Genomic DNA, 13,479 nt, shown 5'->3' with positions numbered 1-13,479 from the left:
TGAAAAGAGTCCTAAATTTGAACCAGATCAGGATACTCTGCCAGCAATTCATCATAGGTCAGACTATCACTAGCATCTTGAGGACTCCACAGCAATTCATAAATTAGCAGATACTCTGGCGTAATGGCTCCAATTCGCTGTAAAGCCGCTTGTAGCTCTTGGGCTGAGTGGATAGTCTGATCGATGATGGGACGATCGTCTTCAGTGCCAATTAACAGCGTCACCACGATAAACGCTGCGGGGCCATCGTCACCAGGGCGCAATTCCTGCCGACGAATGCGTCCACCAACCCTAGCCAAGGTTTCACTACTAAATTTGCTGCGTTCAACTACCGAAAGTTTTTCAAACAACTGTGCGGCTTCTTCTCGGCTCTTCACCGTTTGAGACATAGCACGAACATGAGACCAGTTTTCGGGCGATCGCAGCAGAGCTAAAACCGTTTCCTTCAGCATATCCGCCAACCCTTCCGGCGTCTCCATGTCTGCGCTTAAGGTCAATTCTGTCAGTCGCTCCTGAATGTAACGAGCTTGAGCCAATAATGCCACTTGCAACATTGTAACGGTGACAATATCATTAGCTAGCTCTCGATTGCCTCCTGCGACTGGATAGCCCCCATAGTGGTTGCGACTGCGACTGTTCCGCGCCATATACATGGCAGCGATCGGAAATATCATGAACAGCACTAAAAACACCAGCAACGGCAAAAAGGCATCCCCACCTGTTGCGACATATCCGCCACCATACCCACCGGGAACCGGTACAATCACTGGACCAGGATTAGAATATGGACGCTCGCGGTAGTAAGGATCGCTAGGATAGTCACGATAGTAAGGATCACGATAGCCACCTGAGCCGCCCGAGCCACCGCTGAAGCCTCCTCCAGAAGACCCGGAACCACCCCCTGAGCCTCCTCCTGATGGACGACTAAAGGAACCGCCTCGACCCGAGCCACCCGAACTTCTTGCTTCAACCCGATCGCCTTGTAAGATGCTTTGCTCAGATAATGCACCTTGGTGAAAATTCACTCCCAACGCATTCAGGAGAACAAAAGAAAACGCGGTTGCCGTTAGCAGTTGAATCTTAGAAAAACCTCGCATGAGCCAGTCATCCTTAAAAAAATAAATGCTTCGATTGATGGGGTGTTCTGCCTGAATAATTTTGAAATTTTTTAATAAAAAAGTTGAGTCTAGTTTCAGGTGAATTGATGTATTAGCGCAAACAACTTTTATGCTAGGAGAACTACGCCTATCCTACCCCCTTTTCTGCGAGAGAGATAGAACGCTAAAATTGCGACTTAAACTCTATTGTCACGATCGTTTTCTCTACCAAAATGGGTATAGAATTTACCCCACCGTTAAGGGAAGGTTGGAAGGGGTGGGCGTACTGTGCAACCTAATAAGAGAATTGGTAGGACATTGAAGGACTGACATGGGTTATGACATCAATTTTGCTAGCGGATTTAACCTATTACCCCTATTTGGACGACGCCGGACAGGTCACTGATGCATTCAGTGGCAAGGTTGGAGTATATGCCATTTTTGATCACGCGCAAACACTTCAGTATATTAGTTATTCCCGCGATGTATCGTTTAGTCTCAAACAGCATCTTATTCGCCAGCCCCATCACTGCTATTGGTTTAAGGTGCAAACAATCGATCGTCCTAACCGCACGGCACTAGAAGAAATTCGTGCCAGTTGGATTAGTGAAAATGGTGCTATTCCTCCTGGTAATGCCGAGGAAGCAGCTGCCTGGAGTCAGGCGATCGATGTAAAAGCACAAATGACCGCCGCCGAACAAGCAGTATACGAAGCCAGTGATGGTCTAGATAAAGTGAAGGTGCTGAAAAAAATTGCTCGCCGTGTCGAAGAGGATGTCTTGGCGCAATTAGAGGCACGGGGTGTCAAAATGCCGCTTCGGTTTGACCCTAAAGCAAAAGAAGAAGGGTTACTGCTGTTGAAATAAAATCAAGGTTTGGGAAGGCTGAGACTAGTACTGAGGGTATTAAAGGCGTTCATGAAAGTCTCAGAACAAACCCCGCATCGTCTCAAACTTCGACATGTTCCGTTTATGCACTGGCTGAGTGGCGGAATGTTAATCTGCTTTTGCCTGAGCAGTTTACTCTATTTAGTGAGTCTCAAGCCGATATCAGTCAGTTTGCGTTGCCAACATAACCTACCATCGCAGACAAGCTGCGAATTGCGGCAGCATACCTTAATTGGCAGCATGTATATTCGCAAAATTTACGATCTACAATCTGCAACAGTCATTCAGCGATCGGGGCATAAGGGCAGACAGTACTATTACATTGAGCTATTTAATGGCATCGAGCAGATTCCTCTGCTGAAGGATGCTGATCAAAATTCTGCGGAGCACTACGCCATAGCCGATCGCATCAATCAGTTTATTCAGGCTGGAGGGGTTGCTCAGTCCATCTTGCAGCTTTACCAAAGTGGACGAACCAATGCCCTTCTCTCTGGAATTTTTGGGCTAGTAGGGGTAGGGTTTGGAACATCAATGACCTTGGCTCCGGCGACCACCTGCACGTTTTACAAGCGCCTGAATAAAGTTGTTGTCCGACATAGTCGTTGGCAGGGCAGGACACAAACGATCGAACGTCCACTGAACCGAATTCTGGTGGTTGATATTGAAGAAAGACGGAGCAAATACGGCAAGCGCTACCGCCCAGTGTTGGTATTGGCGGCTGAGCGCATTCCTCTCATGCAAGACTTCGCCCAAGAACAGCCAGTTCGGAAAGCCATTTTTAGCATTCAAGCCTTCCTACAACAGCGATCGAGTTAGCCAAACTAGCTCAGTACTAAATTATCTCGATGGACTACGGTTTCGGCCCCAGCATAGCCCAAAATGTGAGGAATCTCGTCTGAATGGCAACCGAGAATTTTCTGCAATTCTGTACTGTTGTAGTTGACCAGTCCTCTAGCAATTTCTTGCCCAACCGGATCACAGAGTTGTACGGCATCCTGACTTTGAAACTCACCTTCAACTTCGGTAATTCCAGCCGCCAGCAGCGATTTTCCTGCTTGGCGAATCGCATTCACGGCTCCATGATCCAGGTATAGCTTTCCGGCAGGAACGAGTCCATGCGCAATCCAGCGTTTGCGGGCGTTGACAGGCTGGGGCTGGGGCGCAAATTGAGTTCCTACCTGTTCTCCTTTCAAAACTTTGAAGATATTTTGAGGCGATCGGCCTTCCGTAATCACAGTCCGAATTCCGGCAGTGGTGGCAATGCGGGCAGCGGCAATTTTGGTCATCATGCCCCCGGTTCCCCAGGTAGTACCTCGATCGCCCACTTCCACATTCAGCGCATTTAAAGAGTCGATGCGATCAACATGCACAATCGGTTCAGCATTCGGATAATAGCGTGGATCAGCGGAATAGAGTCGATCAACATCGGTGAGCAAAAACAACCAATCCGCTTCGACCAAGCTAGCTACCATTGCCGACAGTGTATCGTTGTCCCCAAACTTCAGTTCATCCACCGCCAGCGTATCATTTTCGTTGACGATGGGAATTACCCCCAGCTTAAGCAATTGCCGAAACGTGCGATAGGCATTGACATAACGACTGCGCTGTACCAAGTCACTACGTGTTAGCAACACTTGGGCGATCGGTTGTTGCAGGGAACTGAACAGATCATCGTACACTCGCATCAATCGCCCCTGCCCGACGGCTGCCACGGCCTGTTTCATAGAAATAGTACGCGGACGTTCGGTCAGTCCTAAGCGAGCACAGCCCACACCAACTGCCCCAGAGGATACCAAGATCACCTGGTGCCCTTGCCGCCGTAGTTGGCTCAAGGTTTCCACTAGCTGGGCGATCGTGGCTAGTGCCAAGAAGCCCGTTTCCGAATGGGTCAAGCTGGAGGTGCCGATTTTAATCACGAGAGTTTGAGGCATGGAGGGAGAAAGAGCTAAAGACTAAAAGAGAAGTAGAGGGTGAATTAGTAGATCAACTTCGTTGTCCGTTTTGTCGAACGGGGGAATGAAGAGGCAGTTTTTATTTTCTCTTGTTTGATTTGTTTAAGCACAAGACTGAAGCGAATATGCTGAAGCGCCGACCTTCTATTAACGAAGATCAGCGCTTCAGTAAGTATTCACAGGATTTATCGACTAGGGTCTTTATATTGGCTGACCCCATTCAACTCTTTTTAAAGCTAACAGGAAAAATTGGAAGGCTAAAAAACCTTAAGTTTTTTTATATTTGTTGTGCTACCTCAAGATTTGTCTAAATTTGTTGCGTTTTGTTTCTCCAGGGGTAAGGTTGCCCCCAGAATTTGTGACAACCAAACCTCAATATCGCGCAATAGATACCGTTGTCCTTCTTTAGCTGGGTTAATCATCGGTTCTACCAAAATGGTGAACATGCCCAAGCGGTTGCCTGCAATCACATCAGTGAATAACCGATCGCCCACCATCGCGATTTGGTCAGAGGGCAAGTTCATCGCTTGAACCGCTTGTCTCAACTTGCGACGCGAGGGTTTACCGGCCCCTAAAATGTAGGGCAATGACAACGACTCAGCAATACGACGAATGCGATTTTGACTGATGTTATTGCTCACTAGCCATAAATCGGTGGTTTGCTTCACAGACGCTACCCATTCTTGCAACTCGATCGAAGCCTCGGCCATGGTGACGGGTACGAGCGTTTCATCCACATCCAACACTAAACCCTTTAGCCCATAATGCTCTAGGAGTTCAGGCGTCAGTCCAAGAACTGAAGTCCCTAGAATCAGATCTGGTTGCAGCAGGGTTGACCAGGATAGAGGAGACCAAGGCATAGTAGGAATGGGTAGGCATTCAAAGGGAACGGGGTAAGCAACGAGCGAGGAACGGTGGGATAAGTTAAACAAATTGTATAGGGACATCAACGCATTAAACGCACAAAGCAGAGAATGAATCTTAGCAACCGTAGTCGTTTAGCTGCCTTCGCTGATGTCGTCTGTCGGTTGGGTTGCCATCCAAGTTGCAAACACCCGTGAGCCAACCCCTGTGAGTGAGTAGACGCAAATGGACTAATCAGTGAACTTAGTTTGTGGTTTCCGAGGTTGATTCACTTTGCGCCGCACGACCATCATGAATAGCTGCTTGGGCAGCTTCATGCTCAGCCAGAGTACGACTAAAAACATGAGTGCCATCATAGCGGGCTACAAAATAAAGATACTCGGTATCGGCTGGATTAAGGGAGACTTCCAAACTAGAGCGACCAGGACTGGCGATCGGGGTTGGAGGTAGCCCTGGATTGATGTAGGTATTGTATGGCGATGGTGTATTTACTTGGTTTAAGGTCAGGGGTTGATCTTCTGTCTGCCGAATGCCGAGGGCATATTCCACCGTGGGATCGGCTCCCAAGGTAATGCCCTCCTCTAAGCGTCGGGCAAACACACTTGCAATTAGAGGACGTTCTTCAGCCACGACGGCTTCGCGTTCCACAATGCTAGACAGCGTTACCCATTCTAAGAAGCTATAGGGCGTAGTTGCTTGACCTTGCTCGTAGATTGGCAATGCCACCTGAGCAAAGCGATCGAGCATTTGATCAATCACAGACTGAGGCGTCACCTCTCCTGCCACAATATAAGTATCAGGATATAAAAATCCTTCTAGATGCGGGAGTCCGTCCGGCAGCCAAGGGTATTGCTCGCGGGGAATTTGCTGAGTTGCCGCCATGAACTCATCGCTACTAAAGTAGCCCTGCTCCTCGAAATAGGCTGCCATTTCGCGAATTGACCAGCCTTCTGGGATGGTAAAGCTGCGTTCAACCACTTGTCCTCCCCAAATCGTACCCGCGATCTCCTGCAACGAGTCGGAGGGAGAAAGCGCATAGGTGCCGGCTTGATAGCTGCCGTTACCGTCTTGGAGGGTTTGCCAGCGTGTCCATAGGTTCCAGGCGGTCAGCGATCGAATTAATCCAAGGTCTTTCAGGGTTTCGCCAATCTCTTCGGCTGTGCTGCCCGGTGGAATTCGGATCTGCACTGCATCATTGTCTCTCGTGCTAGCTCCCGACGGATTAGAGGCTGCCACAGGGGCACTGGCCCAACTCCACCAAGACCAACCTTGCCATCCGCAGAGGGCAATCGTAGCTGGCAGAAGCAGCAGATAGAAAAACCATTTGGAGAGGCGTGAAGCTACTGTCATTACACTTAGAGGGCTAAAGGGCTAGAGAGCAAGGCAGGCTCAACCTCCTGCCTACTCAATGTCGTCATCCAACTCGTTTTGTTGTTCCAATTGTGCTCGAATCTCTTGAAATTCTTCTAGGTCTAACAAATTTTGAAACTCCTCTGGAGAGAGCAGTTCCGGTCGTCCTTCATCGAGACGAGCAAAGAACAACAGCGGATCAAGCGGTGTACACACCACATACTCCTGTTCCTCAAAGAAGAAAGAAGCAAGCTGTTGAAACTGCTCTAGATTCGGCTGCCCGTTTTCTTGCTCAATGTCGAGGGAAATGATGTCATCTTCTTCAACTTCGGGTAGGTCGCCGCTAGCCGTTAGGGTGAGGGCAGTTCGATGCAAAATCAAATCTTGTTCTGCCAGCACGGCTCTGGCTGTGGTAAAGATATCTTCTAGTTCCTCTTCGTCAATATCCATCAACATTTCTTCTTCTTCTTCTTCATCCACCGCCCAAGCGAAGATTTCGATCGGTGCATCAACAGGCAGCAGCAGTGCATATTCTTGGTTTTGCACATTTAAAGATCGCTCAACATAACACAGCAGCGATCGTCCTTCTTCGTCTGTCAAACTTACCGTTTGAGCATTGTCTTCCATCTCGGTTTCGTCCATTCCCAAATCTTTTCTATCCATTCATTCAATCCTGTTTTGCCAAAACGCGACATTATTCGCGATTATTAGCGATACGACACGATACACCACTGCCAATCATACTTTACCCAGTATTTTGCTTCCAGAGAATAATGAAGTTCTCTCCTGATTCTTTGCTTTAGTGCTAATTCTATGGATCGGTCGCTCTTTGATTTTGCGTCGTTTTTTGGGTTTGCAACGTTGCCACAGTCGCTGGCTCAAGGGTTACGGTTTCAACCGATTGAGTTCGCCGATGGCGGCGATCGTCTAACCACTGTTGCAAAATGATGGCTGCCGCTTTGCGATCGATCAAGTCCTTGTGGCGCGAAGGAGCGCGATGCTCAGCCTGAAGCAACTGCTCAGCTTGCACGGAGGTCAGCCGCTCATCGACATAGTCTACCGGAAGCTGCAATGCCTTGCTGAGGCGCTTAGCATATTTTTGTACCTGTCTAGCTTGAAACCCCAAGTTACCGTCCAGCGTATAGGGCAAGCCCACCACAAGCACTTGTACCTGCCGTTCTTGCACAAGCTGCCGCAGTTGCTCAATATCTTGCTGCACCGATCGCCGCTCGATGGTAGTCAGCCCCGTTGCAATTAATCCTGTACCATCACACCCTGCCACACCAATCCGCTTCTTGCCAATGTCAAGACCCAGGGCAGAGATTCGATCGGAGGCTGTGAAGGTCATAATTTGGGTGCTCAGTTTTTTCCCTCTTCCGCCCGATCAGGCGGTGTGATTTTATTAGCACTGTTGTGGTTTTCTAGGTTGGATTGTAATGAAAAGCGACCAGGCACAGGCTTACGAGACGGCTGAAGGCTTTGCAAAACATCCGACAGTTGCAACCCCTCTAGCGCGCTAAATTTTGATTCCCGCAGTTTATGCCATACCGATCGCGACATCATTAGCGTATGCCCAATTTGAGCAGCTCCGAGTTGCTCTAGATATTCTTCTCGTTCCGGTTGATAATCCGCAGAGGCTACACACAGCGATTGAGAGGGTACATCTTTGGTAACGCGAGCCATCTGGGCTAGTAATTCCGGATACAGCCAAGTGTAGGCTGGATGAACGGTTAGTTGAGCTGCATGAGGATGCTTACCATTGCGACAGAGACGCAATCGAAAATAGCCGATCGCCGCTTTGCGTTGAGGTTCAAACACATACCCACTCACAACGTCTGTATGGCTTACCCAATGCTTGAGAGTACTTAAGACCGATTTAAATAAACTCGTTTTAAAGTCAATCACATGGCGATCGAACACTTGTCGTACCAAGGGCGGCATTGAAACCGTATCCAGTTGATGCAGCAAACTGGCATCAGCGTTGCCAACCGGCAAGAAGTTGGGTAGGTCAGGTTCTCGCTCTGCCAACACCGACAGTTGTTCGGAGTTAATTTCCCAATAGGTCATTTTTGCTAGCGTTTGAAACCCATTGTGGCGATAGAGCGCGAGGGTGGCTGTGTCGTTCACATCCACCTCGATCAACCACGTGCGGGCTTCCCAGATCGCCTGAAAACAATGCCGCAATAGTTGTGAGCCTACATCCATCGACAGGGGTTGATCGCCGGATGCGGGTAGAACCGACCCCACAATGACTCGATCGACCCGCCAAGTGCTGCGAGTGCGGTTAAAGGGCGACACTTGAATTAGTCCACAAAGCCGCCCAGACTGTTCAGCTACATAGGTGCAGAAAAAATGCTGGAGTGGATTGGGAAACAAGCTTAGGAACCTCAGCGGGCCATACCACCGTCGAATTTGTTGAATTTGTCGCCCTAGGTCGACCAAGTTGCCGCTTTCTTCCACATCTGCCTCAGATGCCGTCAAGCGAGAGACTTCGTCCAAATCACGATACTGAAATGGGCGAACGGACACGGTTGCATGTTGGGGAGACACTGAGGTCATAAGCCTTACCGGGAATGAACTACGCAGTTGAAGTCGGGCGAATTAGCACCAACGGAGTTTGCTCATCGGCATTGCCAGCCGGATTGGTTACAAGAGCCTGCTCTAACGATTTTAAAGAAATTTCCGGCGTTGCTGCCAATATCTTAACCGCTTTCAGATCATTCACATCAACGATCGCGGCTCCTAAACCAGTCGCTTGATAAATCTGATTCACGACTTGTTGGGGGTTTTCCGGGCCCAAAACAATAAATTGATCATAGGGAGGCAGAGTGCCTGTGACATCATCAATCAGGCGGGCCTGTTCCCCAGCTAGTACGTAAAATAGCCCTGGCTTGCCTAGAAACTTTTTGGCCAACGCTCCCAGCAGAAAGGCAGATAAAACTCGCCAAGGCCCAACTATATCGATGAGGGTTTGCATTCCACAAGCAGTTGCTAAGCTAGACGTAGGCATAAAGTAGTAGCACAGCCGCCTAGCTAACCAGCCCGGACGTACATCGGTGGGATGTCGAAATCGTCCTTGCATAAGCGCTACCGGAGTTTCGCCGATCGTAATTACATCTCCGGCTTGGGCGTGGGGTAACACATAGCGCTTTACAATCTCCACTGGATCATCTAAGTGTGTCAACAAGTGCGTGCGAATCGGCAAAACGTCAGCATTGGTAGCCGGTCGCCAGCGGTGAGAATCTTCAACTGTCGGAAACTTCAAGGGCACAATCACATGCCGCAGCTTGGGAATTCGTCCTTGTGGCCCATAGGTGACGTAATGAACGCGAATCCAAGCAGATTGCAGCGACGACAAATCCTTGCCGCGAATATCGACCGAAACCCGTAACCGAGTCGGCTTTCGTTTGACAATGTAGGCAAACCAGTAGCCATCGGCGCGGGCATCCGCGTCAGCATGTTGCGGCGTCACCCAAACCTTAGCTGTAATATCCTCCAAGCTCTCTTTAGAGAGCAGTTTTACATCTGCCCATAGCTCTGGCACCATGATCTCAAAGCGTTTGGTGTAATTGATTAACTCTAATTCGCCTTCAATGAAGTAGCGATCGGGATCGTAGGTAGTAATGTCCCAGTCTCCGGCGGTTAGCTCTAGCTTGTTTCCAGGGCGACGACGAAACTGCACCTCAACAACCAGTAGAGCCAGAAGAATGAGCAGGACAAAAATGCTGAAAATGATACCAATCATAGTTGCGATCGTCACAGTTGCCAGCCAATTTTTAAGGAGTGGGTTCAAAGTGGACGGATAATGCCACAAACTTTAGCGGATTTTTAGGAAGTGGCTCACTTCGATCGCCAGGGATTAAGGTTCATTTACAAATCTTATAATTTTGCAGTAACCTTGTAGTCAGATTAAATTGTCCGAAGCTGAGTAGACATTATGGGTTTACGCCGATGTGTCTGCTCCGTAGACACTGTAGATGCTGGGGAATCTGTCATGAAGCGGTTGGCTGACATTGAGCGATTTTGCTTGGTTGGACACTTAATTTCGATGGGATTTGGGTTGGCGGGGCTATTGCTGGTGATGCCGCATCCAGAGTTTCTATCTTTTGTGCCAGCCGGACAAACGCTCTTTCGCTGGAGTATGGCTGGAGGGGGAGTTACCTATATTTTGCTAGGTACGATCGCGGTAGCCATTTATGCTTACCGCATGCTAGGCTGGCGCAATTGGTTGACCTTCATGCTACCAGCCGTTCTGATTTCTCTTAGCAGCGAATTATTGGGGACAAGCACGGGCTTTCCATTTGGTGACTACAGCTATTTGAGTGGCTTGGGTTACAAAATTGCCGGACTGGTTCCGTTCACGATTCCTCTCTCTTGGTTCTACTTAGGATTTTCGTCCTATGTATTAGCGCGGGCTGGTTTGGGTCGGCTGTTTGCCAATCGCCCATGGTTATGGCAAGTTAGCGCGATCGCATTGGGCGCGTTGTTGCTTACCTCTTGGGATTTTGTCCTCGATCCAGCCATGAGCCAAACGGCCATGCCCTTCTGGTACTGGCATCAACCCGGTGCGTTTTTTGGCATGCCTTATCAAAATTTCGCGGGCTGGTTGGGCACAGGCATCATATTCATGACGGTGGCAGCGCTATTCTGGCGTAAGCGGTCGATCGTGCTTCCAGCGTCTCAACTAGACTTTCCCCTGGTAGTTTACTTAGGCAACTTTGCTTTCGCCATGATTATGAGTATGGCGGCAGGGTTCTGGATTCCCATTGGGTTGGGTTTATTAGTAGGAGTCGTTCCGGCGGTGGTCTGCTGGAAGCTAGCCCAGGTTCGATCGCTGACGGGAATTGATGCAGCAGATGTAATGCTTTCATCTAGTCAGGCGTCCTCACTGGATAAACCGACTACTCACACACCTGTTGTTGTTAGCACTAAGTAGCCGCGATCGTGCAAAGTTTATCGGTTGAGTTGAATGGAGCAATCGCTGCGATTGCCTTGCTTCTGCTCGTGATTCAGGTTCCGGCGTTGGCCGTATTGCTCTCTCGCTTATTGCAAGGGCCGCGCCGCCACTCCCCCCTACAGCCCCAACCTCCTCTTTCTGACCTCCTGGGAACCGTTAGCATCGTTGTTCCCACCTTGAACGAAGCGGCTCGAATTGGCCCGTGTTTGGATGGGTTGAGTCGTCAAAGCTATGAGGTACGGGAAATCATTGTGGTCGATAGCCGATCGCAAGACGGTACGCCAGAACTGGTTAAAGCCGTAGGAGAGCAAGATCCGCGTATTCGTTTAATCACCGATGATCCCTTACCGCCAGGATGGGTGGGGCGGCCTTGGGCCCTGCACACCGGGTTTCTGCACAGTTCCGCAGACAGTCAGTGGGTTTTGGGCATCGATGCCGATACGCGCCCGCAACCAGGATTAGTCAGCAGTCTGATTCAAACTGCACGACGGCAAGGCTATGATCTTGTGTCGCTGGCTCCTCAGTTTATTTTGAAAGAGCTAGGTGAGTTTTGGCTACAGCCAGCTTTGCTGATGACATTGGTGTATCGCTTTGGCCCAGCGGGTGGAACCTTGGCTGGAGCCGATCGAGTCATGGCCAATGGGCAATGCTTTCTGTGTAAACGATCGCTGTTGGTGGAACTAGACGGATATACATCGGCACGATCGTCGTTTTGTGATGATGTCACTCTGGCACGTCATGCGGCGCGTCATGGAGCAACCGTCGGCTTCTTAGATGGCTCCCAACTTCTGAAGGTGCGGATGTATGAAGGGGCAGTCGAAACCTGGCGTGAATGGGGGCGATCGCTTGATCTCAAAGATGCATCGTCCATCGGTCAAAAATGGGGGGATTTGGGCTTCCTGGTAGCGGTTCAAGGGTTACCCTTGCTGTCTGTGCTGGGATTTGCCATCTGCCTTCGCTTGGGATACACATCTCTTCCTGTGATGGCGGTCTTGGTTCTCAACAGTCTGTTGCTTCTGATGCGCGTTGCCCTGCTGTGGGCGATCGCACCGTCCTACGATTTCACTCAAGCGAAGGCTAGCTGGAGTTTTTGGCTCTCTCCCCTCGCTGATCCGCTGGCGGTGTATCGCATTTACCTATCTTCAATTCGGACACCCACCCAATGGCGCGGTAGAAGCTATTCATGAGTTTGAGCCTATGCTTGCTCTAGAAGGGTTGCGGCGTTTTTTAAGCAGGGGCGGATTGACCGTAGCCATGACCTCACCCGTTTGACTGGTGTCATAACCACCCAACGCTGTCAGCTGGGATAGAACTCGCCGATGCCCCAACGTACCGAGGAGTTGCTGGACAGGCGCTTCGTCTAGATATGGCCTTAACACAACTAGGTCATAACGAGAACACCGCAGAGGAATAAACTCCAGCCCAAAGGCTGCCGCTACTGAGGCCGTACTCACCCCAGTCGTGGCCTTGCCAGTGCGGACTGCTTGCGCCACGTCTAGATGTCCATAAACAATGCGATCGAATCCTGTAACCGCTTGCCAATCAATTCCCTGTTGCTGAAGCGATTGCTCCAACACCTGCCGACTGCCCGCTCCCACTTCGCGGTTAACAATTGTTACATCAGAGCGAGTCAAATCAGCGATAGTTTGAAGATTTAAGGGATTTCCCGACTGAACCAATAGCCCCTCTTGCCAACTACCTAGATTAATTAATACGGCTGGAATATCGCGTAATGCCGCTTGCACAAACGGAACATTGTGGTCTTGCGTCACAGGATCATATAAATGCATTCCAGCCAGATGCACTTCCCCCCGACAGAGCCGTTCCAAAGCACTGATGCTGTTATCGAATGTCCAATGCACCCGTAGATTTGGATGCCACCGTTCAGCAGCCCGGGCCCATAGCGACAACGCTGGAGTACAGCCCGCCAGAACAACGGTCTGTTGCAACTTTTCTAAATCGTCCAGTAATGCTACGTGTAGGTTAGGGGTATTGGCTTCGTAAGTTGCCTCCCCATCTGCCGGAACCATCTCTAGCCGAAAAGCTTGAGCACCAATCAAGGGATGAGCGATCCACCGCCCACCCACGCGGGCTAAACTCAGGCGCAGGGGGTGTCCCACTGGGGTATCCTCGGTTGGCACGGCCTCGATCGTTGCGCTGTCTGGTTCCAGCCAAAATAAATCTTCAACCTGACACCCCAAGGCTTTGGCCAACCGTAGCGCTACGGTGGTTGATGGAGCATACTGACCCGACTCTACACCACCGATCGTTTGGCGAGAGACTCCGGCGATCACGGCTAAATCCTGCTGGCTCATGCCCAACCGCAGCCGAATTTGCTTCAGGTTATTGCGGAGGTCGTGGTCTTGCTTCAT

Annotated in this window: 13 protein-coding genes; 4 read left to right on the top strand and 9 right to left on the bottom strand. The window is 50.0% G+C overall.

Annotated features, from left to right (window positions below):
* Positions 1–11: 11 nt before the first annotated feature.
* Positions 12–1,097, bottom strand: a complete 1,086-nt coding sequence (locus tag OXH18_RS08885) for a DUF1517 domain-containing protein (RefSeq protein ID WP_268612178.1) — start codon at positions 1,095–1,097, stop codon at positions 12–14.
* A 338-nt stretch (positions 1,098–1,435) separates the two neighbouring features.
* Between OXH18_RS08885 and OXH18_RS08880 the strand changes: the two genes are divergently transcribed.
* Both OXH18_RS08880 and OXH18_RS08875 read left to right on the top strand, forming a co-directional pair.
* Complete coding sequence (locus tag OXH18_RS08880) at positions 1,436–1,963, top strand: GIY-YIG nuclease family protein (RefSeq protein ID WP_268612177.1); 528 nt, start codon at positions 1,436–1,438, stop codon at positions 1,961–1,963.
* A gap of 51 nt (positions 1,964–2,014) precedes the next feature.
* Complete coding sequence (locus OXH18_RS08875) at positions 2,015–2,800, top strand: hypothetical protein (RefSeq protein WP_268612175.1); 786 nt, start codon at positions 2,015–2,017, stop codon at positions 2,798–2,800.
* Between the two features lie 5 nt (positions 2,801–2,805).
* Here OXH18_RS08875 and proB read toward each other — a convergent pair whose 3' ends face one another.
* The 7 genes from proB to OXH18_RS08840 all read right to left on the bottom strand — a co-directional run bounded on the left by proB (position 2,806) and on the right by OXH18_RS08840 (position 9,895).
* Positions 2,806–3,915, bottom strand: a complete 1,110-nt coding sequence (gene proB / locus OXH18_RS08870; protein ID WP_268612174.1) for a glutamate 5-kinase — start codon at positions 3,913–3,915, stop codon at positions 2,806–2,808.
* A gap of 317 nt (positions 3,916–4,232) precedes the next feature.
* On the bottom strand, positions 4,233–4,796 hold the full coding sequence (locus tag OXH18_RS08865) for a YqeG family HAD IIIA-type phosphatase (RefSeq protein ID WP_268612173.1): 564 nt from the start codon (positions 4,794–4,796) through the stop codon (positions 4,233–4,235).
* 247 nt (positions 4,797–5,043) lie between these two features.
* On the bottom strand, positions 5,044–6,150 hold the full coding sequence (gene mltG, locus OXH18_RS08860) for an endolytic transglycosylase MltG (RefSeq protein WP_268612171.1): 1,107 nt from the start codon (positions 6,148–6,150) through the stop codon (positions 5,044–5,046).
* 51 nt (positions 6,151–6,201) lie between these two features.
* A complete protein-coding gene (locus OXH18_RS08855) occupies positions 6,202–6,813 on the bottom strand; it encodes a DUF3727 domain-containing protein (RefSeq protein WP_268612170.1) in 612 nt (203 codons plus the stop codon).
* 148 nt (positions 6,814–6,961) lie between these two features.
* A complete protein-coding gene (gene ruvX / locus OXH18_RS08850; RefSeq protein ID WP_268612168.1) occupies positions 6,962–7,498 on the bottom strand; it encodes a Holliday junction resolvase RuvX in 537 nt (178 codons plus the stop codon).
* An 11-nt stretch (positions 7,499–7,509) separates the two neighbouring features.
* Positions 7,510–8,709 carry a GNAT family N-acetyltransferase gene (locus OXH18_RS08845; protein WP_268612166.1) on the bottom strand — a complete coding sequence of 400 codons (1,200 nt, stop codon included), beginning with the start codon at positions 8,707–8,709 and terminating at the stop codon, positions 7,510–7,512.
* A 19-nt stretch (positions 8,710–8,728) separates the two neighbouring features.
* Positions 8,729–9,895, bottom strand: coding sequence for a F420-0:Gamma-glutamyl ligase (locus OXH18_RS08840; RefSeq protein ID WP_315874693.1), 1,167 nt, complete (start codon positions 9,893–9,895; stop codon positions 8,729–8,731).
* Between the two features lie 249 nt (positions 9,896–10,144).
* Here OXH18_RS08840 and cruF point away from each other — a divergent pair, with 249 nt between their 5' ends.
* Both cruF and cruG read left to right on the top strand, forming a co-directional pair.
* Entirely contained in the window at positions 10,145–11,086 is a 942-nt protein-coding gene (gene cruF, locus OXH18_RS08835) for a gamma-carotene 1'-hydroxylase CruF (protein ID WP_268612164.1), read from the top strand.
* An 8-nt stretch (positions 11,087–11,094) separates the two neighbouring features.
* A complete protein-coding gene (cruG, locus tag OXH18_RS08830) occupies positions 11,095–12,294 on the top strand; it encodes a 2'-O-glycosyltransferase CruG (RefSeq protein ID WP_268612163.1) in 1,200 nt (399 codons plus the stop codon).
* On the opposite strand, the gene OXH18_RS08825 is transcribed toward cruG, so the two are convergent.
* Entirely contained in the window at positions 12,289–13,479 is a 1,191-nt protein-coding gene (locus OXH18_RS08825) for a substrate-binding domain-containing protein (protein WP_268612162.1), read from the bottom strand. The two genes, cruG and OXH18_RS08825, sit on opposite strands and share 6 nt — an antisense overlap.

It is taken from the genome of Thermocoleostomius sinensis A174 (assembly GCF_026802175.1).
Classification (GTDB): Bacteria; Cyanobacteriota; Cyanobacteriia; order Elainellales; family Elainellaceae; genus Thermocoleostomius; species Thermocoleostomius sinensis.
Note: the sequence above shows the minus strand (reverse complement) of the source record. Positions and strands in the feature narration are given on the sequence as shown.